This is a genomic window from Ruegeria denitrificans, assembly GCF_001458295.1.
GTDB classification, from domain to species: domain Bacteria; phylum Pseudomonadota; class Alphaproteobacteria; order Rhodobacterales; family Rhodobacteraceae; genus Ruegeria; species Ruegeria denitrificans.
Genome location: NZ_CYUD01000004.1, coordinates 280,521 through 307,166 on the forward strand (window position 1 = coordinate 280,521; position 26,646 = coordinate 307,166).

General features: G+C 56.8%; 26 protein-coding genes. 9 read left to right on the plus strand and 17 right to left on the minus strand.

What is annotated here, in order from left to right; all coding sequences use genetic code 11:
- Positions 1-7: 7 nt before the first annotated feature.
- The 4 genes from purQ to purC form a co-directional block, all read right to left on the minus strand.
- Positions 8-676 carry a phosphoribosylformylglycinamidine synthase subunit PurQ gene (purQ, locus tag RUE5091_RS08040; RefSeq protein WP_058281373.1) on the minus strand — a complete coding sequence of 223 codons (669 nt, stop codon included), beginning with the start codon at positions 674-676 and terminating at the stop codon, positions 8-10.
- Between the two features lie 23 nt (positions 677-699).
- Positions 700-930 (minus strand): phosphoribosylformylglycinamidine synthase subunit PurS, encoded by a 231-nt coding sequence (gene purS, locus RUE5091_RS08045; RefSeq protein ID WP_058281374.1) that lies wholly within the window; start codon positions 928-930, stop codon positions 700-702.
- A 118-nt stretch (positions 931-1,048) separates the two neighbouring features.
- Positions 1,049-1,717, minus strand: coding sequence for a MarC family protein (locus RUE5091_RS08050; protein ID WP_058281375.1), 669 nt, complete (start codon positions 1,715-1,717; stop codon positions 1,049-1,051).
- Between the two features lie 140 nt (positions 1,718-1,857).
- Positions 1,858-2,613, minus strand: a complete 756-nt coding sequence (gene purC / locus RUE5091_RS08055) for a phosphoribosylaminoimidazolesuccinocarboxamide synthase (RefSeq protein ID WP_058281473.1) — start codon at positions 2,611-2,613, stop codon at positions 1,858-1,860.
- Between the two features lie 184 nt (positions 2,614-2,797).
- Here purC and RUE5091_RS08060 point away from each other — a divergent pair, with 184 nt between their 5' ends.
- Positions 2,798-3,118 (plus strand): DUF1476 domain-containing protein, encoded by a 321-nt coding sequence (locus tag RUE5091_RS08060; protein WP_058281376.1) that lies wholly within the window; start codon positions 2,798-2,800, stop codon positions 3,116-3,118.
- Between the two features lie 123 nt (positions 3,119-3,241).
- Positions 3,242-4,258, plus strand: a complete 1,017-nt coding sequence (gene bmt, locus RUE5091_RS08065; RefSeq protein WP_058281377.1) for a betaine--homocysteine S-methyltransferase — start codon at positions 3,242-3,244, stop codon at positions 4,256-4,258.
- Between the two features lie 5 nt (positions 4,259-4,263).
- Here bmt and RUE5091_RS08070 read toward each other — a convergent pair whose 3' ends face one another.
- From RUE5091_RS08070 to RUE5091_RS08115, 10 genes are all read right to left on the minus strand, one after another.
- Entirely contained in the window at positions 4,264-5,040 is a 777-nt protein-coding gene (locus RUE5091_RS08070) for an enoyl-CoA hydratase-related protein (protein ID WP_058281378.1), read from the minus strand.
- A gap of 72 nt (positions 5,041-5,112) precedes the next feature.
- Positions 5,113-5,568 (minus strand): cytochrome c-type biogenesis protein, encoded by a 456-nt coding sequence (locus RUE5091_RS08075; RefSeq protein ID WP_058281379.1) that lies wholly within the window; start codon positions 5,566-5,568, stop codon positions 5,113-5,115.
- Positions 5,565-7,529, minus strand: a complete 1,965-nt coding sequence (locus tag RUE5091_RS08080) for a heme lyase CcmF/NrfE family subunit (protein ID WP_058281380.1) — start codon at positions 7,527-7,529, stop codon at positions 5,565-5,567. Before RUE5091_RS08080 ends, RUE5091_RS08075 begins: the two co-directional genes overlap by 4 nt.
- Before the next feature lie 75 nt (positions 7,530-7,604).
- The gene (locus tag RUE5091_RS08085) at positions 7,605-8,183 is read right to left on the minus strand and encodes a holin family protein (protein WP_058281381.1); all 579 of its coding nucleotides are present in this window, start codon (positions 8,181-8,183) and stop codon (positions 7,605-7,607) included.
- Complete coding sequence (locus RUE5091_RS08090; protein WP_058281382.1) at positions 8,174-8,785, minus strand: holin-associated N-acetylmuramidase; 612 nt, start codon at positions 8,783-8,785, stop codon at positions 8,174-8,176. The genes RUE5091_RS08085 and RUE5091_RS08090 overlap by 10 nt, the downstream gene beginning before the upstream one ends.
- A 115-nt stretch (positions 8,786-8,900) precedes the next feature.
- Entirely contained in the window at positions 8,901-9,347 is a 447-nt protein-coding gene (gene ccmE, locus RUE5091_RS08095) for a cytochrome c maturation protein CcmE (protein ID WP_058281383.1), read from the minus strand.
- A 7-nt stretch (positions 9,348-9,354) separates the two neighbouring features.
- The gene (gene argC / locus RUE5091_RS08100; RefSeq protein WP_058281384.1) at positions 9,355-10,383 is read right to left on the minus strand and encodes an N-acetyl-gamma-glutamyl-phosphate reductase; all 1,029 of its coding nucleotides are present in this window, start codon (positions 10,381-10,383) and stop codon (positions 9,355-9,357) included.
- Between the two features lie 94 nt (positions 10,384-10,477).
- On the minus strand, positions 10,478-11,287 hold the full coding sequence (gene murI, locus RUE5091_RS08105; protein WP_058281385.1) for a glutamate racemase: 810 nt from the start codon (positions 11,285-11,287) through the stop codon (positions 10,478-10,480).
- An 8-nt stretch (positions 11,288-11,295) separates the two neighbouring features.
- A complete protein-coding gene (locus RUE5091_RS08110) occupies positions 11,296-12,174 on the minus strand; it encodes a lysophospholipid acyltransferase family protein (protein WP_058281386.1) in 879 nt (292 codons plus the stop codon).
- Positions 12,175-12,254: 80 nt separating this feature from the next.
- Positions 12,255-15,674 carry an indolepyruvate ferredoxin oxidoreductase family protein gene (locus tag RUE5091_RS08115; RefSeq protein WP_058281387.1) on the minus strand — a complete coding sequence of 1,140 codons (3,420 nt, stop codon included), beginning with the start codon at positions 15,672-15,674 and terminating at the stop codon, positions 12,255-12,257.
- Positions 15,675-15,843: 169 nt separating this feature from the next.
- On the opposite strand from RUE5091_RS08115, the gene RUE5091_RS08120 reads away from it, so the two are divergent.
- The 6 genes from RUE5091_RS08120 (at position 15,844) to grxD (ending at position 22,830) form a co-directional block, all read left to right on the plus strand.
- Positions 15,844-16,752: a LysR family transcriptional regulator gene (locus tag RUE5091_RS08120; protein ID WP_058281388.1), complete on the plus strand. Its 909-nt coding sequence runs from the start codon at positions 15,844-15,846 to the stop codon at positions 16,750-16,752.
- A gap of 281 nt (positions 16,753-17,033) precedes the next feature.
- Positions 17,034-19,316: a mechanosensitive ion channel family protein gene (locus tag RUE5091_RS08125; RefSeq protein ID WP_058281389.1), complete on the plus strand. Its 2,283-nt coding sequence runs from the start codon at positions 17,034-17,036 to the stop codon at positions 19,314-19,316.
- 160 nt (positions 19,317-19,476) lie between these two features.
- On the plus strand, positions 19,477-21,636 hold the full coding sequence (purL, locus tag RUE5091_RS08130) for a phosphoribosylformylglycinamidine synthase subunit PurL (protein WP_058281390.1): 2,160 nt from the start codon (positions 19,477-19,479) through the stop codon (positions 21,634-21,636).
- A 135-nt stretch (positions 21,637-21,771) separates the two neighbouring features.
- Positions 21,772-22,008 carry a BolA family protein gene (locus tag RUE5091_RS08135; protein WP_058281391.1) on the plus strand — a complete coding sequence of 79 codons (237 nt, stop codon included), beginning with the start codon at positions 21,772-21,774 and terminating at the stop codon, positions 22,006-22,008.
- A gap of 182 nt (positions 22,009-22,190) precedes the next feature.
- Positions 22,191-22,481, plus strand: coding sequence for a hypothetical protein (locus RUE5091_RS08140; RefSeq protein ID WP_058281392.1), 291 nt, complete (start codon positions 22,191-22,193; stop codon positions 22,479-22,481).
- Positions 22,468-22,830 (plus strand): Grx4 family monothiol glutaredoxin, encoded by a 363-nt coding sequence (gene grxD / locus RUE5091_RS08145; RefSeq protein ID WP_058281393.1) that lies wholly within the window; start codon positions 22,468-22,470, stop codon positions 22,828-22,830. The genes RUE5091_RS08140 and grxD overlap by 14 nt, the downstream gene beginning before the upstream one ends.
- Here the strand turns inward: grxD and RUE5091_RS08150 are convergent, their stop codons facing one another.
- The 3 genes from RUE5091_RS08150 to RUE5091_RS08160 are packed head-to-tail and all read right to left on the minus strand — an operon-like array spanning position 22,831 to position 24,373.
- Positions 22,831-23,184, minus strand: a complete 354-nt coding sequence (locus RUE5091_RS08150; RefSeq protein WP_058281394.1) for an MliC family protein — start codon at positions 23,182-23,184, stop codon at positions 22,831-22,833.
- Positions 23,181-23,576: a cell division protein ZapA gene (locus RUE5091_RS08155; protein WP_058281395.1), complete on the minus strand. Its 396-nt coding sequence runs from the start codon at positions 23,574-23,576 to the stop codon at positions 23,181-23,183. The genes RUE5091_RS08150 and RUE5091_RS08155 overlap by 4 nt, the downstream gene beginning before the upstream one ends.
- Positions 23,576-24,373, minus strand: coding sequence for a hypothetical protein (locus RUE5091_RS08160; protein ID WP_058281396.1), 798 nt, complete (start codon positions 24,371-24,373; stop codon positions 23,576-23,578). Before RUE5091_RS08160 ends, RUE5091_RS08155 begins: the two co-directional genes overlap by 1 nt.
- 236 nt (positions 24,374-24,609) lie before the next feature.
- Between RUE5091_RS08160 and tkt the strand changes: the two genes are divergently transcribed.
- Positions 24,610-26,634: a transketolase gene (gene tkt, locus RUE5091_RS08165; RefSeq protein ID WP_058281397.1), complete on the plus strand. Its 2,025-nt coding sequence runs from the start codon at positions 24,610-24,612 to the stop codon at positions 26,632-26,634.
- Positions 26,635-26,646: the final 12 nt, after the last annotated feature.

Consider the following 26,646-nt stretch of genomic DNA (forward strand, 5'->3'; position numbering starts at 1 on the left):
CCTCAAGTCACGCAGGAGCGAGAACGCCCGACAATGCGCGGAACAATGCCGTTCCGTCCGTGCCGCCATGACCTTCATCCGCTGCCCGTTCAGGGTGTGGCATCATGCCCAGCACCCGACGGTTTTCCGACAGGATACCAGCAATATCGCCAACTGAGCCGTTTGGATTCTCGGTATAGGTGAACGCGATCCGGTCCTGATCCCGTAACGCAGCCAGTGTGGCGTCATCCGCGAAATAGTTGCCATCGTGGTGTGCAATCGGAATACCGATCACGTCACCGGCGTTATAGCCTTGGGTAAAGGCGCTATCGCTGGTTTCCACCTTAAGGCCCACGGTCTTGCAGATGTATTTCAGCCCTGCATTGCGCAGCAGCGCGCCCGGAAGAACGCCGGTTTCGGTCAGGATCTGGAAGCCGTTGCAGACGCCTACGGCATAGCCACCACGATTTGCATGCTCGACAACCGCTTTGCAGATCGGCGATTGCGCGGCGATCGCACCGCAACGCAAGTAGTCACCATAGGAAAACCCGCCGGGGACGCCGACGATGTCTATGCCCTCGGGCAGCGCGGCATCCTTGTGCCAGACCATGTCGACCTGAAACCCCGCCTGTTCAAAAGCGACGGCAAGGTCCCGGTCACAGTTGGACCCTGGGAATACGATAACAGCAGCGCGCATGGCGAGGCCTCCGGAAAAAAGGGTCAGACCAGTTCGATTTCGTAGCGTTCGATGACCGTGTTGGCCAACAGCTTTTCGCACATATCGGTGATGTCCGCCTCGGTCGCGCCTGCGGCCAGTTCAAGGTCGATCACCTTGCCCTGACGCACGCCTTCGACCTGATCGAAGCCCATCGCGCCCAATGCGTGCCGCACTGCCTCACCCTGCGGGTCGAGGACCCCGTTCTTCAGCATCACATGCACCCGTGCTTTCATTCCTGCAACTCCAGCTGAGGGCCGTGGTTTCGGGCCCGTTCCGTTGCGCGGGGGATAACGTGCTTGTCGGCTTTGGACAACCCTTGTTGGAGCTCAGTTTGCCCTAACATCCTGAGTTTCAACTGCCCCCGCCCGCGCTTAGGCCGGGATAGCGCGCATCAATTGCATCGAAGGCACCGGTAAAGATCATCTCAACTGCAACGGCCACCAAAATAATGCCCATAATCCGGGTCAGCACGTTGATCATCGTGGCCCCAAGAAACCGAGAGATTGGAACCGCGAACAGCAACCCTACGCCAATGAGTGCGCAAGCGATCAGAATGGCAGATCCCAAAGTTACAATTTCGGCTCCATCAGACAGTGTGTGTGCGAAAACGATGGTGGTGGCAATGGTCGCCGGTCCGAAGGTCAACGGTATCGACAACGGAACTACGGCAATGTTTGCCTTTTTCTTATGGCCTTCTTCTGCAGCCTGTTGATCGCCCTGCGGACGGTTCGAGCTGTTCAGCATTGTCATGCCGATACCAAGGATAATCAGCCCTCCGGCAATACGGAAGGATGGGATATCGATGCCGAAGATGGCCAAAACTTCCTCGCCGACCAATACGACAACCATCGACAAAATGACGACCGACCCCGTGACGATCAGCGCAACGCGCTTACGCTCCGCATTCGTATAGCCTTCGGTCATACTCAGGAAAATTGGAATGCCGTAGAGTGGATTAAAAATCGCCATTAAGGCTGCAAAGAACTTTAAAAAAACGGCGTGATCGAACAGTTCGGCCATGGGATTAAATCACCTTGGTTGCAGGTCAGGCCGACAATGCGGGACAACGGCCCATTCTGTCAAACCACCAATTTCTAAGCAAAAAGCGCCACGTCTTTTCGACGCAGCGCTTTTACTCAGATTTTAGGTCATCAGTACGATCAGTTGATCAGCGTGGGTTTGGCCACATTGCTTTGCGGCAGAACGCCCAAGCGTCGCGCAACTTCGGAATAGGCATCGGTCAGACTGCCCAGATCGCGGCGGAACACGTCTTTGTCCAGTTTTTGGCCGGTTTCGATATCCCACAGGCGGCAGCTGTCCGGGCTGATCTCATCCGCGATGATCAGACGCTGGTAATCACCGTCATATACTCGACCGATCTCGATCTTGAAGTCGACCAGGCGGATACCCACTGCCAGCATTACGCCGCTGAGGAAATCATTTACGCGCAGCGCCAAACTCAGAATATCTTCCATGTCCTGTTGGCTGGCCCAGCCAAAGGCGGCAATGTGCTCCTCGGTCACCAGAGGATCACCCAGTGAATCATCCTTATAGCAATACTCCACAATCGGCCGCGGCAATTGCGTGCCCTCAGCGATGCCAAGACGTTTCGACATGGTCCCAGCGGCATAGTTGCGCACGATCACTTCCAACGGAACGATCTCGCAGCTGCGCACCAGTTGTTCGCGCATATTCAGACGGCGGATAAAGTGGGTCGGCACACCGATCTGGGCCAGACCGTTCATAAAGAACTCGCTCAGGCGGTTGTTGAGCACGCCCTTGCCATCGATCACGTCTTTTTTCTCGGCGTTGAACGCGGTGGCGTCGTCCTTGAAATACTGCACGATGGTTCCCGGTTCCGGGCCTTCGTACAAAATCTTGGCTTTACCTTCGTAAATTTTCTTGCGACGCGCCATCGTGGCCCCTTCCATATCGGCAAAACGCGATTACCGCGTTGTTGCCGCCCTCATAGTGCAAGCCCCCCGTTCCCGCAAGTTCACAGACCCGAGGGGCTTTGACGCAGCGCAAATAGCTTGCGCCCATACGTTGGTATAGTCATATCATAAGGAAAGAAGTTTCAATCCAAGAGGTCCCCAAACAATGACCACATTCGACGAACGTGAAGCCGCGTTTGAAAACAAGTTCGCGCATGATGAAAAAATGCAGTTCATTGCCCGCATGCGCCGCAACCGTTTCATGGCTGTCTGGGCCTCGACCCTGAAGGGTGAGACGGTCGAAAAAGCACGGGCTTACGGCCAGGAACTAGTACATACGGACCTTCAGAATGTAAGCGAAGATGACGTCGTCGAAGCCGTAAAAGGATATTTGGGCAATTTGGCCGATGAGGCAAAAATTCGCGAAAAGATGTCCGAACTTCTGATCGAAGCAAAAGAACAGGTAATGGCAGAGGCCGAAATTTAAGGTTTAAACTGCAAATCTCATGATCTTCATGAGAATTATGAGTTTGATTTGGCGTCCCTGTCATGAGACACGGGGCGCCTCTCTTATTATCAGGCCAATTGGGCCTTTTCCCGGATTACTCCAATGACAAATGCACTGACCCAGCTTCTCAAAACCACCGATGCCATTCTGGCAGATGGTGCAACGGGTACCAACCTGTTCAACATGGGTTTGCAATCAGGTGATGCGCCCGAGTTGTGGAACGTAGAAGCGCCGGACAAAATCCGCGCGTTGTATCAGGGTTCGGTCGATGCGGGCAGCGATCTGTTTCTGACCAACACTTTTGGCGGCACCTCGGCGCGGCTGAAACTGCACGATGCGCAAAACCGTGTCGCCGAATTGAACCGGATCGGTGCTGAACTGGGGCGTGAGGTTGCGGACAAAGCTGGACGTACGGTTGTCGTGGCCGGATCGGTCGGTCCGACCGGCGAGATTCTAGAGCCCGTCGGCAGCTTGACCCACGCCGAAGCCGTTGAGATGTTTCATGAACAGGCCGATGCGCTCAAGGCCGGTGGTGCCGATGTTCTGTGGCTGGAAACCATCAGCGCCCCCGAAGAATTCCGCGCCGCTGCTGAGGCGTTCGCCCTGGCTAATATGCCCTGGTGCGGAACCATGAGCTTTGACACGGCCGGACGTACCATGATGGGGGTCACCTCGTCCGACTTGGCGCAGCTGGTTGAAACCCTGCCTAACCCACCGATCGCCTTCGGGGCCAACTGTGGCACCGGCGCGTCGGATATCCTTCGCACCGTGCTGGGCTTTGCCGCGCAAGGCACCGAACGCCCCGTGATCTCGAAGGGCAATGCCGGTATTCCGAAATACGTCGACGGTCACATTCACTATGACGGAACGCCTGAGTTGATGGGTGAATACGCCGCCATGGCACGAGATTCCGGAGCTACAATCATCGGTGGTTGCTGCGGTACAATGCCAGATCACTTGCGTAAGATGCGCGAAGCCCTGGACACCCGGTCGCGCGGATCTCGCCCGACATTGGATCAGATCACCGATGCGTTAGGGCCGTTTTCCTCGGCTTCGGACGGCACCGGAGACGATGCCGCCGCACCCGAGCGGCGCACACGCCGCCGCCGCCGCGCCTGAACGGTTCAGCGCCCTTCAAATTTCGGGGGGCGTTTTTCCATAAAGGCCACGACACCTTCGGCAAAATCGCGGCTGCGCCCGCATTCACCCTGCAAATGCGCCTCTGACGCCAATTGCTGTGGCAAGGTATTCTCATACGTTCCGCGGATGGCCTGTTTGATCGCACCAAACCCTGCTGTGGGGCCATTCGCCAGATAGGCCGCACACTTGCGCCAATGGGCATCGAAATCGGCGTCGGGAACAGCCTCCCAGATCAGCCCCCACTCATCGGCCTGCCGCGCGCTGATCTTGTCGGCGAACAAGGCCGCCCCCATAGCCTTGGCAAACCCCATTTGACGCGGCATGAACCACGTGCCACCGGCGTCCGGCAACAGCCCGATCCGTGCAAAAGCCTGCAGGAAATAGGCGCTTTCCGTAGCAATCACCACATCAGCGCACAGCGCAAGGTTTGCCCCTGCCCCCGCCGCAGGACCGTTCACAGCCGCAATGGTGGGCACCGGGCAATCATAAATCGTTTCAAGCATCGGTTCGTATTCATCACGCAGCGTGCGTTCCAGATCGACCTTGCCTGTGCTGGACGCATCACCAAGATCCTGACCTGAACAAAAGGCACCCCCTGCCCCGGTCAGAACGATCGCTCGTGCATGACGCGCGGCATGCTTCATAGCGTGCGTGACCTCGGCCCGCATTTGCGCCGTCATCGCGTTCATCTTTTCGGGCCGGTTCAGGGTGACAACCGCTAAATCGTCCGTGATGTCCAACAGGATCGTTTCGTATTCCATGAACCTTCCCCCAATTCCAAGCTTTTCTGAACCCTGACCCAAATGGAGGGGAAGGAAAAGATGAACGCGGGGTCAGTCTTCAAGAATCTGGCGCAAACGCTCTTTCTCAGCCTCGCTGAGCGTACCCTTTTCGGCCTCGACCTGAACCTGAGACCGTTTGCGTAGAAAACTCCAGCCCATGACGGCGGCGATCAACAGCATAATCGGCCCGGCCAGCCACAGCATCAGGTTCGATCCCGAAGTTGTTGGCTTCAGCAGCACATATTCGCCATAGCGGTCGACGATGAACGCAATGGCCTCGTCATCTGTATCCCCGGCCACAAGCCGTTCACGCAGCAACAGACGCAGATCACGCGCCAGTTCAGCGTTGCTTTCGTCGATGCTTTCGTTGCGGCAAACCAGACAACGCAGACCAGTACTGAGGTCCCGCGCCCGCTGTTCCAACGCTGGGTCGTCCAGTACTTCGTCCGGCTGCACGGCAAACAGAGGCGACGCAATCAGCGTCAGGATCAGGATCAGACGTTTCATTCTGCAGGTACTCCGCCCGTTGGGGCCTTGCGCGCACCTGCCGCCACACGGAACCGGCGGTCCGACAGGCTGAGCAAACCGCCCAGAGCCATCAGGATACATCCACCCCAGATCCAGTTGGCCAGCGGCTTGATATAGGTCCGCATGACCCAGCCTCCATCCGCCTGCTGATCACCGATAACCACGTAGAGATCCCCCAGGAACCGGTAATCAATTGCAGCTTCGGTCGTGGGCATCCGTGCCACCGGGTAATCGCGCTTTTCAGGATGCAATGTTCCCATAGGCCATCCATGCTTTTCGATCCGAACGTCAGCAGTGGTCGAGAAATAGTTTGGCCCTTCAACAAGCCGGACGTCTTCCAAGGTCAGAGTAAACTGTCCCACCTCGAACGGTTGACCGGGTTGTGCAACGCGAATGTCCTCAACCTCCCACGCGGTTAGCCCGGCGATGGCAAACATAGTGACGCCCATACCTGTATGGGCCACGGCTTTGCCCCAATCCGCCCCCGGCAGACGGAACAGACGTTTCAGATTGCCTTTGCGGCCCGTACGGCTCCACAAATCAACTGCCGCGCCAAAGGTGATCCATGCGCCAAGGAACAGCCCAACCGGACCCAGTGCACTGCGCCCCGTCTGCATTGCCCAAACCAGCAACGCCAACGCAACAGCCAGCACAAAGGCATAGCGCAGCGAATAGGCGGTTTTCCCAAGCTTGCCGCGCTTCCAAGGCAACATCGCGCCCACTGGCAATGCGATCCCAAGCGCAACCATGAATGGCGTAAACGCCGAGTTGAAGAACGGTGCCCCAACCGAGAGTTTGCGGTCAAAGGCCATCTCAGCCACCATCGGCCACATTGTCCCGACGAAAACGACGAAACAGCTGACCGCCAACAGAATATTGTTCAGTATCAGCGCGCTTTCACGGCTGACCATGCCAAAGACGCCCTTGGCCTCCATCGCCTGTGCCCGCGCGGCAAACAGGGTCAGCGCGCCGCCGATGAAGATCACCAGAATAATCAGGATGAACACCCCACGCTCGGGGTCATTGGCGAACGCATGGACCGAGGTCAACAGACCCGAGCGCACGATGAACGTTCCGATCAGCGAGAAACCAAATGCAATAATCGCCAGCAGGATCGTCCAGCTTTTCAACGACTCGCGTTTCTCCACAACAATGGCCGAATGCAGCAACGCTGCGGCCAGCAGCCAGGGCATGAACGAGGCATTTTCAACCGGGTCCCAAAACCAGAACCCGCCCCAACCAAGCTCATAGTAGGCCCACCAGGAACCCAGTGCGATACCGATGGTTAGAAACACCCAGGCCGCCAGCGTCCAGGGCCGCACCCATCGGCCCCATGCGGCATCCACGCGCCCCTCGATCAAGGCAGCGACTGCAAAGCTGAACGCCATGCTTAGCCCTACATAGCCCAGATACAGAAACGGTGGATGAAAAGCCAAACCGGGGTCTTGCAGCAACGGGTTCAAATCGCGCCCGTCAAAGGGCGCCACGATAAGCCGGTCGAACGGGTTTGAGGTGAACAGGATAAACGCAAAGAACGCCACTCCGATTGCGCCCTGCACCGCCAATACGCGGGCCTTGAGTGTCGGCGGCAAGCCTCCCCCAAAAAACGCTGCCATGGCTCCAAACAGGGACACGATGAGAACCCACAACAGCATTGAGCCTTCGTGGTTACCCCATGTTCCGCTGATCTTGTACAGCATCGGCTTGGCCGAGTGGCTGTTTTCCACCACGATCCTCAGTGAAAAATCCGACGTCACAAACGCCCAAACCAGCGCCCCGAACGAAAATGCGACCATTGAGAACTGAATGATGGCTGCCGGTTCGGCAAAATTCATCCAACTGGGCCAGCGTTTGGCGGCACCTATCAGCGGAACCACCGACTGTACGATGGCAACCAAAAAAGCGAGGATCAGGGCAAAGTGGCCGAGTTCAGTAATCATGGCCCCGGGTATATTCCTGTTCCGGGGCGAGCACCAACCACTTTCGCCCCTTTGGGGCGAGCATAGTGTCGCGGGTCAAGCGACCCGTTTGCGCCGCCAATCCTCAAGCGCCGGATTCGCATCCGGGTGACCCGCTTTTTCCGCCAACACGGCGTTTGTCCCCGGATCAGCCACTCCGACGACGTCGCTGCGCAGCGCCTTCAGGGTCTGCAGATTTTCAACGACCTGAGGCGTGCGACTCATCGTGGCGGTGATCTCGCGTTGCAGGTCTTGCACCTTTGCCTGATGGCGCGCCCCGAAATAAAAAGACACGATCACCCCTAACAGCCACCACAAAGGTTCAGGAACCAGAGCAATCCCTTGCATGCGGGCCGCGAACCAAACCGGATCAACCATCGCCGCAACAAACAATCCCAATGTGCCCAATGCCATCGCCGGCCGAGGCAGACGGTTAAGCCCATCCATGACCCGATCGAACGCGCCCTTGTGCAGGGCTTTGAATTCATCGCCAAACTGAACCATCGCCTGCTGACGCAAAACCAACCCGCGCTCTGCCCCATTTTCCGCGTTTTCTCGAAATATTTCAGCGGTTTCGCGCAGGGCATTGCGACTACCACCAAACAAAAACGCCAATACGTCCGAAATCAAACCCATCCAGCAACCCTCGCTTGAAACTCTGCGTCACTTAGGTGGTAATTTGGCGAAAGGAACTCCTCGGCCCGGCGAATCCAGCCGCCTTTACCGCCTGCCCGGGTGCGGGCATATTTGCGGGATGCAGGGCGGTGATCGGCCATTCGAAAATAGTAGTTCCGCCGCGCAACGCCATACGCATCCCTGAGTGCATTCGGTTCTGGGTCAGCAGCATTGCGGCAGGCTTGCGCAGTTTTAGGACCAACAACCCCATCAACCACGACGGCAAACCCCATATCGCGCAGCAGACGTTGCAGGATTTTGACAGCGTTGCTCCCCGCGTTGACATACATGTCGAAAACCGAAGCCTGCAGTTCACGCGGCAACAAGTCCAACCGAGGTTGTTCAAAATAATGCTGCTCGAATATGTCTACGGCTTGAGACTTGCTCAGCATCCGCACATCCACACTATTGATCACTCCATCGCACGACAGATCAAGCCCAAGGCGACGCATCGTATGAATGGTCACCCCGTATTTAGTCGCTCCGCCGGGATCATCCGGATCATCAACGAAACCGCCTTCGCGCGCCACGATCTCAGTTGCAATCTGTCGCACCGTCTGCATTGGACCCTCCGCTTGTCGTTGAACAAACGCTGAGGCAATCCGGTTAAATCCAAACAACGAAAAAGGGCGCTGCTTGCGCAACGCCCGTCAATTTTGTCCTGCTAGCCGGCGACGATTAGCTTTCGCCAGCCTCTTTGTACACTCCCTGTTTTTTCAGTGCGTCGACCACCTCTTTCGGCATGTATGTTTCATCATGTTTTGCTAGAATTTCAGTGGCTTCGAACACACCGTTCACGTAAGAACCGGTCCCCACCATGCCTTGGTTTTCCGCGAACAGATCCGGCAGAACCCCGGTAAACGCCACTGGCACGCTTTCACCGCCATCGGTTACGACGAAACGCACAGTCTTACCCTGTCCGCGAATGATCGAGCCTTCTTCGACCAAACCTCCAATGCGAAACACTTCGGTCGGTTTCGGAGGTTCAGCAATCACCTGACTGGGTGAGCGGAAAAAGTTGATGCCGTCACGCATCGCAAACCCAATCAACCCCGTCGCCAAGACCAAAGCCACGACGGCCAGAAGAATGACTTGAACACGACGACGTTTCTTGAGCGTTTTCATACCGTCCTCACGGGAATAGTGGGGCCATCATCAGCCCCCGGGTTTCATCTTCACCTAACATCAGGTTGGCGTTCTGCAAGGCTTGGCCGCTGCTACCTTTTGTCAGGTTATCCAAAGCGCCGACTACGATAGCGCGGCGTTCTATCCGGTCGCCGACAACTCCGATATGGCAGAAATTCGAACCGCGCACATGGTGGGTCGAAGGTGTTTCGCCGAACGGCAATATCTGGACAAAGGGTTCATCTTCATAGGCTTTGGCAAGCGTCTCATATACGCTGGCCGGGTCACCCTTAACGTACGTCGTCGCCAGAATACCCCGGTTAGCCGGGACCAGATGCGGCGTAAACTGAACATGCACGGTACGTCCGGCCAGTGCCGAGAACTCCTGATCGAACTCGCCCAGATGACGGTGTGTTCCACCCACGGCATAGGCATTATAGCCCTCGCTAAGCTCTGCGTGCAGCAGGTTTTCCTTCAGCGACCGTCCTGCGCCCGATACGGCACATTTCAGATCCAGCACGATGTCGTCGAGATCAATAACTCCTGCCGAGATCAGCGGACGCAGCACATACTGACCCGTCGCCGCATTACAACCAGTGCCCGCCACCAGCCGCGCGTTGCGGATGTCATCCCGGTAGAATTCGGTCAGGCCATAGACGGCCTCTTCCTGCTGTTGTAGCGCCACGTGCGGGTTGCCGTACCACTTTTCGTATTCGTCCGGGTCCCGCAGACGGAAATCCGCGGACAGATCGACAATCTTCAGGTTTTTCGGCAGGTCACGAATGACCTCCTGGCTGGTTTTGTGCGGCAAGGCGCAGAAACACAGGTCGACCGCAGAAAAGTCGATCTCAGAGATTTTGCACAGGTCCGGTAAATCCATATGGCGCAGATGTGGAAAGACCTGCGCCATTGACATGCCTGCTTTCCGCTCGGCTGCCAGGGCGGTGATTTCCAGATTCGGGTGCTCGGCGATCAGCCGCACCAATTCGGCGCCGGTATAACCGGATGCGCCCAGAATTGCGATTTTATGGGTCATGTCAGACCTCTTGTTCCAGTGTGTCACATATCACGACCGCCGATGTGACGGTCTTCGAATAAAGGAGAGTGCGCAGCAGCGTCCTTGACCTAAGTCAGGCGGCCTCGAACGAAATTTGTCGTCGGAGGAACTGCGTTGCCCGGTTGCTTACGAAATCCGGCTTACCGGTGGTCAGAAATCCGCCCTTAGCATCGCCCTGCATATTCGGGTGGCGTTGCAAGTAATCCGCAAGGCTTTCGGCCACCAAGGCGCCCTGGCTGAATACCTGAACGTCCGGACCCAAAGCGGTTTGAAATGTTTCGGCCATCAAGGGATAATGCGTGCAGCCCAGAATGGCTGCCTGCGGTTCGGGCATTTTCCGTTTCAGCGCATCGACATGGCTGCGCACCAGTGCTTCGGCCAGTATCAGGTCGCCGTCTTCGATGGCATCGACCACTCCGCCACAGGCCTGCGCCTCGACATCCACTCCAATGGCGCGGAATGCCAGTTCTCGTTGGAAGGCACGGCTGGACACCGTTGCAGGCGTGGCAAATAGGGCCACGTGCTTGACGGCAACCTCGCGCGGGGGGCTGTTGTCGCCCCACTGCCGCTCGGTCAGTGCTTCGATCAAGGGCACAAAAACTCCCAGAACGCGCTTGCCCGCTGGCACACCCTCTTCCTGGATCCGACGCAGCGCGGCGGCACTGGCTGTATTGCAGGCCAGAATCACAAGATCACACCCACGGTCCCACAGGTTGCCAACAGCGTGCCGCGTCAGATCATAGATATTCTCGGCGTCGCGCACGCCATAAGGCGCATGCGCACTGTCCGCGTAATACAGAAAATTCACGTCCGGCAGACGTTTCTGCGCGGCGTCCAGAACGGTCAAACCGCCCAAACCAGAATCAAAAATGCCTACTGCCATTTGCCCCTTTAGGCGCGATGCCGTTCCTCGAATTCATAGCCGTAGTCATAAGACTTCAACGGCGTCGGAGACAGCTCATACGTGGCTTTGCGCAAGAAATCCATCATCTTGCGCGTATCCGTGGCCAATGGGTCCAGAACGTCGCGACCAATTGGCTCTCCGATGACGACTTTGACAGGCGTATCCACACGTTTTTTGAACTCTTTGATCAGCAGGCCCATACGCAATGTATTGTGCAAATGGCTGGCGATCTGGAACAAGCGCGACGTGTGCCCGTCAAAGAAAACCGGCACCACTGTGGCGTTGGATTTAGCCACCATCCGCGCCGTAAAACCTCGCCAACCCGGATCCATCGGGTGTGAGAATGGCTTTAGTCCGGTACTAACCGTGCCGCCCGGAAATATCCCGATGGCTCCTCCCTCACCCAGATAGCGCAACGCAGCTTTGCGTGTCTCAATGTTCTGTTTCATCGCATCTTTTGTTTCATCGAACGAAATCGGTAGGATGATATTGTTCAGATCCTCGGCCTTGCGAAACACGTGATTGGCCAGAATACGGAAATCGCCACGTGTCTGTGACAGGATGTGGCCCATCATCAACCCATCCAGGATGCCGTAAGGATGATTGGCAATCAGAATCACGGGCCCGTTCTTTGGGACATTCGTCAACGAACCGCCGACAATATCCAGCGACAGACCATAGCGGTCCACCATGACTGACCAAAAGTCACGACCTTTGGCGACTTCATTCTCATACCCGTCCGCACGCTTGATCAGGCGCATCCGGCCCGTGGTGTTCTCCATCAGTTTGATCACCATCCGTCCGCCCTTGGTTGAGGCGGAATAGGAATAGGAAATGTCACGAACAACATGGTGGCGCGAGGGCATACAACTCTCCAAGCTTTGCGGCCTGCAAGATAAGTATAAGCGGCAATCTTGCCTAGGTTTCGTGACAATCCCGTTACAGATTATTCGGCGGCGGCGCGCAGCTCTGGTCCTCCGTTCCGTATCGTGGCCAGCAATTCCTCACGGCGTTTGGCGGCCAGGGCCTCGTTGGCCTGCAACACAGGACCGAACCCGCGAATGTCCAACGGCAATTGCGCCAGCGCAATCACTGCGTCACGTGTTTGCGGTGTAACAAGAAGCTCTACCTCTTTGATATCAGTTTCATATTGCTTGATCAGAGCGCGTTCCATTCGCCGTTCAGCGCTGTAGCCAAAAATATCCAAAAGCGTTCCCCGCAGAGATTTCAATCGTGTGAGCAGCTTCATCGGCTTCAAAATCCACTCGCCGAATGAACGCTTACGCGGACGTCCGTCAGCGCCGGTTCCGCCAAGGATGGGCGGGGCCAGATGAAAGGACATTTTGAAATCTCCGTCAAACTCGGCCACCGCTTTTTCACGGCTGTCCAACATCAACCGGGCAACCTCGTATTCATCCTTATAGGACAACAGCTTATGATAGCCTTTTGCCACAGCTTCGCTGATGGTTTCATCTTCAAACTTATCCACCAGTTTGCGATAGCGTTTGGCCAAACGACCACTTTGATACGCGGTCAGATGCTGTGCCCGATAGTCGATTATCTGCTCCAGAGATTTCGGCATTTCAGCCACGTTAGGCTCCAGAATATCCGCTACTTCTTCCGGATGCAGAACCGCCCAACGGCCGATATCAAAGGCGCGTTTGTTGCGTTCGACTGCTGTGCCGTTCAGCTCAATAGCTCGCACAACGGCGTCATGGCTGATGGGCAGCAAACCCCGCTGCCACGCCGCACCAAAGACCATCATGTTGGAATAGATCGAGTCACCCATCACCGCGCGCGCCAATTCGGTCGCGTCAAACAGCGAAACGTCGTCCTTCAACCGCGCCTGCAGGGCCAGTTCAAGCCGGTCGCCCGGTATGCGGAAATCGGTATCGCGGGTGAAATCTCCGGTCACTGTCTCATGATTGTTGATCACGGCCCCGGTTTGACCGGCGCGGGTCAACCCAAGCGTCTTGGCCCCGGCAGATACCACCAGATCGCCGCCGATCAACGCGTGTGCCTCACCCGTTGCTACGCGAATAGCGCTGATATCCTCAGGCCGGTTGGCCAGCCGACAATGGATATGAACGGCACCGCCTTTTTGAGCAAGGCCAGCCATCTCCATCATTCCGGCGCCTTTGCCGTCGATCTGCGCCGCCTGCGCCAGGATCGCACCCAGTGTCACCACACCCGTGCCCCCGACCCCGGTAATCACCACGTTGTGCGTGCCCTTGATTTCGGGCAGAACAGGTTCAGGTAAGTCCGGCAGGTCGATATCGGTGGTCGCTTCCTTACGGATCTTGGCGCCTTCCAACGTTACGAATGACGGGCAAAACCCATTGAAACAGGAGAAATCCTTGTTGCAGCTTGACTGATCAATCGCCCGTTTGCGGCCCAGTTCCGTTTCTTTGGGCACAATCGAGACACAGTTCGACTGCACTCCGCAATCGCCACAACCCTCGCAGATATCGGTGTTGATAAAGACGCGCTTGTCCGGATCGGGAAACTCACCCCGCTTGCGCCGACGCCGTTTTTCGGCTGCACAGGTTTGGATGTAGACAATGACAGAAACACCCTCGGTCTCGCGGAACTGTTCCTGAACCCGCATCAACTCTACGCGTTCAAAGGTATCCACGCCAGCAGGCATTGCCTTGAAGTTCACATCTTCTTTTTCATCATAGACGACGGCCACGTTCTGAACGCCCATGGCTTTGACCTCGGCCACGATCCGTTCTGCTGACAGCCCGCCCTCGTTTTCCTGGCCACCGGTCATGGCCACGGCATCATTGAACAGGATTTTGAAGGTGATGTTGGTGCCCGCTGCCAACGCCGCGCGGATCGCCTGCACACCCGAGTGGTTATACGTCCCATCGCCAAGATTCTGGAATACGTGTTTGGTGGTCGAAAATGGCGCTTCGCCGATCCAATTCGCGCCTTCACCACCCATCTGCGTGAAACCTGTTGTTTCGCGGTCCATCCATTGCACCATGTAGTGGCAGCCGATCCCCGCATAGGCGCGGCTGCCGTCGGGCAACCGGGTGGAACTGTTGTGCGGACAGCCCGAGCAGAAATACGGTAGACGAGTCGCGATTTCCTCGGCGTTATCGGCCCGCCGTGCCTCAGAAAGTTTGGCCAGACCGGCGCGAACGCCTTCTGTGTCGTGGCCCTCTTCAATCAGAATCTCACCCAGCTTCTCGGCGATCATGTTGGGATCAAGCGCACCGCGGGTTGGAAACAGTTCCTCGCGGTGCAAGGTTCCAGCCCCGCCTTTGTACCAGCCGTAAACACGGCGACCCCGGCGGTCATCAAAGATAGCCTCTTTGACCTGAACCTCGATCAACTTGCGCTTTTCTTCAACGATAACAATCAGGTCCAACCCTTCGGCCCAGTCGTGGAACCCGGTCATGTTCAGCGGGAAGGTCTGACCAATCTTATAGGTCGTGATCCCCAGCCGTTCGGCCTCCTCCGCGTCGATGTTCAGCAGTGACATGGCATGGGCAAGGTCCAGCCAGTTCTTACCCGCCGCAACAAACCCGATCTTTGCACCGGGTTTACCCCACACGCGCCTGTCCATCTTGTTCGCGTGCGAGAACATCTCGGCCGCGAAACGTTTATGGTCGATGATCCGCCCCTCTTGCAGGTGCGGCGTGTCGCCCAGACGGATGTTCAACCCGCCCTCGGGCATGTCGAACTCGGGCACGACCAAGTTCATTCGGTCTGCACTGCCATCGACGACTGACGTGACCTCGATCGTGTCCTTCATCGTCTTCAGGCCAACCCAAAGCCCCGAGAAACGGCTGAGTGCGAACCCGTATACGCCATAGTCCAAAATCTCCTGCACGCCGGCAGGGCTGACAATCGGCATATACATATCAACCAGAGACCATTCAGACTGATGCAGCACGGTTGAGCTTTCCCCGGTGTGGTCATCGCCCATCGCCACCAGCACGCCACCATGCTTGGCCGTACCCGCCATATTGGCGTGGCGCATCACATCGCCGGACCGGTCCACGCCGGGCCCTTTGCCGTACCAAAGGCCAAACACGCCATCGAACCGCCCGTCCCCGCGCAGCCCGGCCTGCTGGCTGCCCCATAGGGCCGTCGCAGCCAGATCTTCGTTCAGCCCGTACTGGAAAGTGATGTCGCTTTCGGTCAGCGGTTTCTGTGCTCGCGTCATCTGCAAGTCCACTGCACCCAGCGGTGAGCCGCGATACCCAGTCACCAGACCTGCGGTATCCAGGCCCGCCCGTTTATCACGCGCCTTTTGCATCAGCATCAAGCGCACCAGCGCTTGCGTGCCGTTCAATAGAATTGGGTTCTTATCCAGATCGAAACGATCATTCAGCGATATTTGCGGCTGACTCATCAAACGCCTCCCCTCGTCAGATCAGTGTGCAACATATATCCACATTTTAGGTCATAATTTCTGACCTGTATAGAGTTTATCCCCTGAAAATTAAGGATTTCACCGTTTGAATGTGGAAGTTACTACCTATTTCATATAGGCAGTCTGAAAGATAACGAAAGTTGCGGCAATGGATTGGGACAAGCTTAGGATATTTCACGCAGTTGCGGATGCAGGCAGCCTGACTCATGCGGGTGACAAGCTGAATCTGTCGCAATCGGCCGTTAGTCGGCAGATCAGAGCGCTGGAAGAGTCGCTTGATTCGACTCTGTTCCACCGTCACGCGCGCGGGCTGATCCTGACCGAACAGGGTGAATTGCTGTTCGATGCAACCTCGGCCATGACGAAACGTCTGGATGCCGCCGCCGCCCGCATTCGTGACAGCGAGGAAGAAGTGTTCGGTGTCTTGCGTGTCACCACCACCTATGGTTTTGGCACGCTGTGGCTGGCCCCTCGCCTGCCGAAACTGTACGAACAGTACCCCGATCTCAATATCGATTTGATGCTGGAAGAGCGCGTGCTTGACCTGCCCATGCGCGAGGCCGACGTGGCCATCCGCATGAAAGAGCCCAGCCAGGCCGATCTGGTCCGCAAGCGTCTGATGACCGTGCAAATGCAGCTTTTTGCGACGCAGGAATATATTGATACCCACGGTGGTATGTTAACGTCGCTAGACGAAATCAAAAACCACCGGCTGATCTGTCAGACACCCTCGGCCCCGCAAGTTGGTGCGGGTGCTGCTATGGTGCGTCACCTGATGACGTACAATCCGGGTTCGCTGCTGACCGTAAACAACTATTTTGGTGTGCTACAGGGTGTGCTGCACAATTTGGGTATCGGTGTCTTGCCCGACTATGTGACCCAAGGACTTCCCAATGTGACACCGATCCTGTCGGATATCGAAAGCGCAGATGTTCCTGTTTACCTCGCCTATCCCGAAGAACTGCGCCATTCCAAGCGCGTCGGAGCTTTCCGCGACTTTGTTCAGGATGAGATCATTTCGCAACGTAAACAATTGAAGCAGATGGGAAAACTCTAGCTATGCACTATCAGCATAGCGGGATTGACCAGCAATCATTCTGAAATCTCTTGATCGTTCACGAACTGATCCCTAAATGAACTCTCGAAGGCGGTGATGCTGTAACGCTCATCATCTTCATACCTCCCTGTTGGACTATGGCCGAGCTTAGTGCTCGGCCTTTTTTTTTGGCCGTTTGGCAACGTGAATTTTGATCGGTTGGCAAAACATCTGGGAAACTCGGGCACTTAGACCTATGATCACGAAAAAATCACGAAGACTTGTGTTCGAGGACAGATTCGATGTTTCATCCCCTTCGCTTTTTATTGGCGATATTTTCCGTCATTTGCCTTTCCGGGCCGGTTCTTGCGCAGGATAGCGGCACAACCGGTTCCTCAACCACAATCAGCATTCCAGATGACCTGACACCCGAACAGGTGGACGATCTGGTTGCGCGTATGTCCGACGATCAGGTTCGCGCCATCTTGCTGGAACGATTGGATGCGGTCGCCGAACAACGCGCCGTCGAAGCTGAGGATCGAGAAGACCCGATCACCGAGTTAAATGAAATATGGGCCGAAATGGTGGCCTCGTGGACACATGTCGCTGTCACCTTGCCCAGAATTTTCAGCGTGCAGGTAGAGGCGGTCAAAAACTTTGTTGGCACGTTTGGAACAACCGGCACCTTTAGCCTGATGGGGCTGGTTCTCAGCGTTCTGGTCGTGGGTTTCATAGCAGAAAAACTGTTCGGGCTGCTTACCCGTAAATGGCACAACCAGACTGAACCCGCAGATGAAAACGATTTGTGGGGGGCTGTGAGCTATCTGTTCCGCCGTTTTTGTCACGAAATCGCTGGCCTGGTGGTGTTCTACGTCGTCATTCGCGCCTTCGGGCGCGGCCTTCTGACCCCTGAGCAGCTGACATATGCAGCACCCTTTGTTTTCTATCTGATCTGGATTCCCCGATTGGGTGCAGCGACATCTCGGTTCATTCTGGCACCGAACAAGCCGCACTTTCGTTTGGTGAACATTGAAGATCACTGGGCGAAATACCTGCACCGCAATCTGATCGGCCTTTTAATTCTGATCGGCTTTACGCTGTTCATTATCCATTTCAATGCTTTGAACGGCATTACTGGCGGTGAAACACGTATCGGTTTCTGGCTGAACGCAGCGATCCACATCTATATCGGCGTAATCGCCTGGAAAGCTCGCGAGGGTCTTTCACAGATGATGTTGGGAACAGATCCCGATCACACCAAATTCGATGAAGAAGTCGCACACTACTACCCGTATTTCGCCATCGGAGTTTCGGCGGTTATCTGGCTGCTGGTCGAATTCCTGTCGGCGCAGCGTGATCCGGTATATCGGGCTCTGCTACTGCAGGGCGCTCATTTCACTACCATGTTCTGGCTGCTCATCGCCCCTGCGTTGGACACGCTGATACGCGGCCTGGTTCGCCATTTGCAACCGCCCATGCAGGGCGAAGGCGCAGTGGCTGAGAAAGCCTACAAATCCACGAAACGCAGCTATATTCGTATCGGACGAGTATTGGCCGGCATTCTGATCATTCTGATGATTGCCAATGCGTGGGATCTTGACCTTCGCGAAATTGCGGGCGGTGGTGATGAATCCGGCAGCAAGCTGATCCAGTTCTTTATCATTATCGCGGTTGGTTACATCCTCAACGAACTTGTGTCGCTTTGGATCAACCGTCGCCTGGCCAAAGAGCAGGCAACAGATCAAAGCCCGGATGAAGAGGCCGGCGAAGGTGGCGGTGCTGGTGGATCCCGTCTGGCCACTGTCCTGCCGCTGCTGCGTGTAACCGCTCAGGTCGCTATCGCGGTCATCTTTGTACTGCTGGCGCTTGGGGCGCTGGGGATCAATATCACCCCCCTATTGGCCGGTGCTGGTGTTCTGGGTCTGGCCATTGGCTTTGGCGCGCAGAAACTGGTGGCAGATATCGTGGGCGGGATATTCTTCTTGGTCGATGATGCCTTCCGCGTCGGAGAATACGTCGATGTGGGAGGAACGACGGGAACGGTCGAGAAAATCTCGATCCGTTCGATGCAATTGCGTCACCACCGTGGACCGGTCCATACCATTCCATACGGCGAGATTCAGAAGCTGACCAATTATAGCCGCGACTGGGTTATCATGAAGCTGAAGTTCACCGTGCCGTTCGACACCGATCCCAACAAGGTCAAGAAAATCTTTAAAAAGATCGGTGCTGCGATGATGGAGGATGAGATTCACAAGGACGGCTTCCTGCAACCCTTCAAGTCGCAGGGCGTGTTTGATTTTGACGACGTTGGCATGATCATCCGCGGCAAGTTCATGGCCAAGCCGGGCAAGCAGTTCACCCTGCGCAAGGAAATCTTCAACCGAGTGAAGGCCGCGTTCAAAGAAAATGGCATTGACTTTGCCCGCCGCGAGGTACGCGTTGCGATCCCCGGTCTGGATGACGCGGACAATCTGAGCGAAGAACAAAAGGCCGCTATTGGCGCAGCTGCCGGAGAGGCCGCCAACCAACAAGCGGAACAGCAAGGTCAGAAACCGGGTTCCGAACACGGTGCTCCGAAATAGCGCTCTGACACTGCAAACAGCACAAAGGCCGCCCTCGAGGCGGCCTTTTTTGATCGGATCGCCAAGCGAAACCCGCCAACCCCGGTCTTAACCCTTTCCACCGACGCGCCCTTGCCCTAAAAGGCGCGCAATCTCGGCCACCTTGAGAACAGGACAGACGATGCAAGAGCCCGCCATCACACCGGATCTGATTGCCGCCCACGGACTGAAGCCCGACGAATACGACATGATCCTTGAGATCATCGGTCGCGAGCCGACCTTCACCGAACTGGGCATCTTTTCCGCCATGTGGAATGAGCATTGCTCGTACAAATCCTCGAAAAAGTGGCTGCGCACCCTGCCTACTTCGGGCCCTCAGGTGATCTGTGGTCCGGGTGAAAATGCTGGGGTCGTTGATATCGGCGACGGGCAAGCTGTTGTTTTCAAAATGGAAAGCCACAATCACCCGTCATACATCGAACCCTATCAGGGTGCTGCGACTGGTGTTGGCGGCATCCTGCGCGATGTCTTCACCATGGGCGCGCGGCCCATTGCGTCAATGAATGCGCTGTCCTTTGGCGAACCCGGCCATCACAAGACCCGTCAGCTGGTCAATGGCGTCGTCGAAGGCATTGGCGGTTACGGTAACTGCTTTGGTGTTCCCTGCGTCGGCGGCGAAGTGCGATTCCATCCCGCCTATAATGGCAACTGTCTTGTGAACGCCTTTGCCGCAGGTTTGGCTGACAGCGACAAAATTTTCTACTCGGCAGCGTCCGGTGTTGGCATGCCCGTCGTCTATCTGGGTGCCAAAACCGGCCGTGACGGCGTTGGCGGTGCAACTATGGCCTCGGCCGAATTTGACGACACAATCGAAGAAAAACGTCCCACCGTTCAGGTTGGCGACCCCTTCACCGAAAAGCGCCTGATGGAGGCGACGCTAGAACTGATGCAAACCGGCGCTGTGATCTCGATCCAGGATATGGGCGCAGCTGGCTTGACCTGTTCCGCCGTTGAAATGGGCGACAAAGGCGGCCTTGGTGTGCGCCTCGATCTAGAGAACGTCCCTCAGCGCGAAGAGGACATGACCGCATACGAGATGATGCTGTCTGAATCACAGGAACGGATGCTGATGGTCCTCAAGCCTGAGCTTGAGGCGGAGGCCCGCGCTGTGTTCGAAAAATGGGACCTCGACTTTGCCATCGTCGGCGAAACCATCGCCGAAGACCGGTTCCTGATTGTCCATAACGGTGAGGTCAAAGCCGATCTGGTGCTGTCGAAACTGTCCTCGACCGCGCCGGAATATGACCGCCCTTGGGTGGCGACACCTGAAGCTGAAGTCCTGGCCGAAGTCCCTCAGATTGACCCGATCGACGGTCTGCGCGCCCTGCTCGCTTCGCCAAATTATGCGGGCAAGCAATGGGTGTACGAACAATATGACACGATGGTCATGGCTGACACCGCCCGCACGCCGGGTTTGGGTGCGGGCATGGTCCGCGTGCATGGCACTGACAAGGCACTGGCCTTCACCAGCGATGTCACCCCCCGCTATGTCCGCGCCAACCCGATTGAAGGCGGCAAGCAGGCTGTGGCCGAAGCTTACCGCAACCTGACCGCCGTGGGTGCCAAACCACTGGCCACCACCGACAACCTGAATTTCGGCAACCCCGAAAAGCCCGAGATCATGGGCCAGTTCGTGGGCGCAATTCAGGGCATCGGTGCCGCAGTCGCCGCGCTGGACATGCCCATCGTGTCAGGCAACGTATCGCTTTATAATGAGACCGACGGTCAGGCGATCCTGCCCACCCCGACCATTGGCGCGGTGGGTCTTTTGAACCACACCGACGAAATCATCGGCAACGAGGTCCGCGAAGGCCACGTCGCGCTGGTCATCGGCGAAACCAATGGGCATCTGGGTCAGTCGGCCTTGCTGGCCGAAGTGTTCAACCGCGAAGACGGCGATGCGCCGCATGTCGATCTGGATGCGGAAAAGCGCAACGGTGAATTCATCCGAGCCAATCGCGAGATGATCAAAGCCTGCACCGATCTGGGTGACGGCGGTCTGGCGCTTGCCGCTTTTGAACTGGCCGAAGCCGCCGGCGTTGGCGTTCACCTCGACGAAGCCTCGACCGAGTTCCTGTTCGGCGAAGATCAAGCCCGCTATCTGGTCGCTTGCAACTTTGACCAGGCCGAGGCGCTGATGATCGCCGCCGGTCAGGCCGGGGTTCCCTTGGTCTCGGTGGGTCGCTTCACAAGTGACGTGGTCAAGGTCGGCAATTCCGAAGCTCCACTTGCCGAGTTGTCAGACACATTCCGCGGCAGCTTCGCCGCCGCCGTGGCCTGATCTCTTAATCCGTCCGACTTAAGAAACCTGCGCCCTTTCCGGCGCAGGTTTTGTCGTTTCAAGCCATTCATCACACCCTTGCGCCCCCTGTCCGGGCGCTCTACATCTTGGGAAAGACCTTCAGGAGTTACCTACATGCCGATGAGCGCCAATGATATCGAACACCTGCTGCGCGAAGCCTTTCCCGATGCGGAAATTCAGGTCGGCGGGCATGACGGTGTACATATGTCAGCTATGGTCGTGGACGAAAGCTTTCGCGGGAAAAACCGGGTTCAGCAGCAACGCGCGGTCTATGCTGCGTTGAAAGGTAAAATGGACGGCCCGGATGGAGAACTGCACGCGCTGGCGTTGACGACGAAAGTGCCTGAATAGTGGATGAACCGATCGGATGGGTTCTGCTACGGCTGACTTATTTGGTCTTTGATCTTATCAACTTCATAGTGATCTTGTTTTGTGATCTGCCAATGCTCTTGAAATACGGACCCAGATATTGGCGGGTCACAAGAAAGATGAGACACCGCGACTACGAACGTCGCCAAAGCTGAGTGACAAAAATGAACAGCTGGCTCTTCTGGATAGGTGTAATCGCAGCATTGATAGTTGCCGCCGCGCTGCTCGAAGCCTATGTGAAGCGCAACCGGAAACGTAACCTCGCCGATATGCGTCCGGACCCGGACAAGATCAGCAAGATCGGCGGCATTGAAAGATATGGGCTGGATCCGCTGGCTTTGGCCCAGGCCGAACATCGGCGGCTAGAAGAAGAAGGATGGGGGCCCGACCCGTCACAGGATGAAACGACTGCCCCGGATGCGGGTGAAAAGGACAAGCAAGATGAGCGACGTTAAAACCCAGATCGACGAAACCGTCAAAGCCAACGATGTGGTGCTGTACATGAAAGGCACCAAGGAAATGCCGCAATGCGGGTTCTCAAGCCGTGTGGCCGGTGTTCTGAACTATATGGGCGTTGAATATGCCGACGTGAATGTTCTGGCTGATGACGCAGTGCGTCAGGGTATCAAGGACTATTCCGACTGGCCGACCGTTCCGCAGCTATATGTCAAAGGCGAGTTCGTCGGTGGTTGCGACATCATCACTGAGATGACCCTTTCGGGTGAGCTGGACACGCTGTTCGACGACAACGGTGTCGGCTACAACAAAGACGCCGCCGACAAGATCCGCGAAGCGAACGCCTGATCAGCGGCTGACACAGTTTTCCAGAATGACCTGCTCACTGGCGGCATCCGTACCTGTCGCCAGATAGCTTACCGTTGCGTCCCACCCTTTTGAGCGCAGGATGTATGTCCCTGCCCCTCCGTCAGATTCGTAGCGAATTCCGGAACCGCTTTGAACCTGACGCATTGTGACCAATTGATTATCCACCATCATTGCCGCCGCGCTGGACCCGTCCGGCGCATTGAAATAGGCAACTTGCAGCGGCACGCCGTTCAGGCAGGTGAATGTTACCGGCAGAATATCAATCTCGGCCCAAGCCAAGCCACCGGGCAATGCCATTGCCGCGGCGCAGACAACCGTCTTCAAAGAGTTCATCCCGCTGATCTCTCCTCGATCACCGAAGCCAGCGCTTCGGCACGTGCAGCCAGCTCTGCCAGAGTATCCGTCACCGACGGAGGAACCACAGCCACCTCGATCCGTTCGGGCTCGGGTTGTGGCATGTTCCTGAGGGTTCGAAGTTCGGACTCAACCTCGGCCAGCTTGGCCTCAAGCGCTTTGATCTTATCATCGGTTCCAGCAGCTTTGTCGGCCAGCATCAGTCCGGCCATCAGCAACATCCGCGATTCCGGCATGCGCCCGATCTGGTCAGAGAGAACCTGCGCCTCATCGTCCAGCAACTTGGCCGCGGAATGCAGAAACGGCTCTTCCCCCTCCTGGCACGAGACATCAAAGCCGCGCCCACCGATTTGAATGGTCACTTCGGGCATTACTCAACCTCTCCTTCCGCCAGTTTCGCCTTCGACAGCAGCGGTTCCAGCCGGGCCAGAACCGCATGCGCTTCTGCTGCATCAGTTGCTTGCGCGGCGCGCGTCGCCTCAAGCTCGGCCACTGTTGCGCGGTTGAGCAGAGCGGCATCAGGAACGCCACCTTCGGTGGCAGCACGCAGCTCATCCACCGATTGCCGCAACTGTTCATTCGCTTTACGCATGCGCTGCAGATCGTCATCCAAACGGGACATCGCCGCCCCGTGACTGGCGCGTTCTGCACGTAGCATATCCAACTCAGAACTCAGTTCGGCAACGCGCTCGCTATCGGCCAGTTCTGACCGCAGGCGCCCATTTTCAGCTTCGATTTCCTGCGCCGCTTCAAGTGCGATTTTCAATTCTGCGTTTTCTGATTTCAGCGCATCAAGCTCGTCCTGACTTTCTAACGCAGCCTTTGCATCAGCCAACTCGGCCCGAGCTGCCTCGACCGAGGCCAGCCTGGCGGTCGCTTCGGTCAATTGCTCGCGAAGCGCTGCTTTCTCCGGATCGTCCACCGGTGCCGTTCGCAAGCTTTCCATGTCGGCGCGCATGGCGTCGACTTCCTGTTCGTGACGTTCCTTCAGGGATTTCAGACGTTCTTCCAGCTGCGCATTGGCAACACGCTCATCGTCCAGCGCCGCGCGAAGGGTGTCGTCTGCGCCTCCGCCAACCGGTGCTGTGTCCCGCAGCGCATCGACGCCGGTTCCAATCCGATCCATCGCGGCAACAATACGGCGGTGTAATTCTTCGATCTGGCTCATGCCCCTACCACCTCTTAACCAAGGTTCCTTAGTAATCGCGGACGTATCCGAATCAACATCATCTACGTCTTGCTCTAGTCTAACCTAACGGGGCGGAAAATACCCACTGTTTGCTTTCAACAACTTGGGCTGCATTCTTGAACCACATCTCTAACTGAACACCCAGTTCTACTTGCACTTTGGAAGGTGGATGGTATTGAGCGCCCATCTGCCTGTAATCCAAAGGAACAACGCCCGTGGACCTGACTGCGCTGCGCAATGCCAACCCCGAACACTGGGACAAAGCTGCGGCCATCCGCACCCTGACCCTTGACGCCGTCGCCGCCGCCAATTCCGGCCATTCCGGCATGCCGATGGGCATGGCCGACGTTGCGACCGTGCTGTTCGAAAAGCACCTGAAATTTGACGCCTCGGCCCCGAACTGGCCTGACCGCGATCGGTTTATCCTGTCGGCAGGTCACGGCTCGATGCTGATCTATTCGCTACTGTACCTGACCGGTCATGGCGACGTGACGCTGGACGAGATCAAGAACTTCCGCCAGTTGGGCGCTAAAACCGCGGGCCACCCGGAAAACTTCCTGGTCGAAGGCATCGAGACCACCACCGGCCCGCTGGGTCAGGGCATTTCGAACGCTGTGGGCTTTGCCATGGCCGAGGAAATCCAGCGCGCCCATTACGGTAAAAAGGTCGTGGATCACTATACCTACGTGATCGCGGGCGACGGCTGCCTCATGGAAGGCGTGAGCCAAGAGGCGATCACACTTGCGGGCCGTCATGAGCTGAGCAAGCTTATCGTCTTCTGGGACAACAACAACATCACCATCGACGGCACTGTCGACATGGCCGACCGCACCGATCAGGTTCGCCGTTTCGCGGCCTCGGGTTGGCACGTGATTGAGATTGACGGCCATGACCCGCAAGCTATCGACACAGCTATCGTTCAGGCAAAAAAGTCGAACAAACCGACAATGATTGCTTGCGAAAGCCATATCGCATTGGGTCACGCTGCTCAGGACACCTCGAAAGGTCACGGTGCGCTGACCGATCAGGAACAACTGAAAGCCGCGAAAGAAGGTTATGGCTGGCCGCATGACGCGTTCGAAATCCCAGCGAATGTCAAATCCGCTTGGGAATCAATCGGATCGCGTGGTGCTGCCGAACGCGCTGCGTGGGAAGAACGTTTCGCACAGATTTCCGAGCGCAAACAGGCCGAATTCAACCGCGCCTATGCGTTCGAGGCTCCTAAGAAACTGGCTGGTGCCATCCGCGCTTTCAAAAAACAGATTTCGGAAGATCAGCCGAAACTGGCCACCCGCGCATCGTCCGAGAAGGTTCTGAATGTTGTGAACCCGATCATGACCGAAACCGTCGGTGGTTCAGCTGACCTGACCGGATCAAACAACACCAAGTCGGCTGATATGGGCGTGTTCCTTCCGGAAAACCGCAAAGGCCGTTACATCCACTACGGTATCCGCGAACACGGCATGGCTGCAGCAATGAACGGTATGGCGCTGCATGGCGGTATTCGCCCCTATGGCGGCACGTTCATGGCCTTCACTGACTATGCCCGCCCGTCTATGCGCCTTGCTGCGCTCATGAAGGTGCCCAGCGTTTTTGTGATGACCCACGACTCGATCGGTCTGGGCGAAGACGGCCCGACCCACCAGCCGGTCGAGCATCTGGCGATATCACGCGCGACGCCGAACACCTATGTTTTCCGCCCCGCCGATTCCGTTGAAACCGCCGAAGCATGGGAGTTGGCGCTGACCTTCAAGGACAGCCCCTCGGTTCTGTCGCTGACCCGTCAGGGCGTGCCGACCGTGCGTACGGATCACAAGGCCAAGAACCTCACCTCTCAGGGTGCATATGTTCTGGCTGATGCCGAGGGCAAACGTCAGGCCATCCTGATCGCTACAGGTTCCGAGGTTTCGCTGGCGATGGAAGCCAAGGCGATGCTCGAGGCCCAAGGCATCGGCACCCGTGTCGTTTCCATGCCCTGCATGGAACTGTTTGCCGAGCAGGACGAAGCCTATCGCAAACGCGTTCTGCCCGGTGGACCCGTTCGTGTCGGGATCGAGGCCGCCGTTCGCGCTGGAGGTTGGGATCGCTGGCTGCTGGGCGAGCGCGGCCGCGAAGCCAAGGCTGGTTTCATCGGAATGTCGAGCTTTGGCGCGTCAGCTCCGGCAAATGAGCTGTACAAGCATTTTGGCATCACTGCCGAGGCGACCGTTGCCAAGGTCAAGGAATTGCTGGGACTGTAAGCCAGTACACAA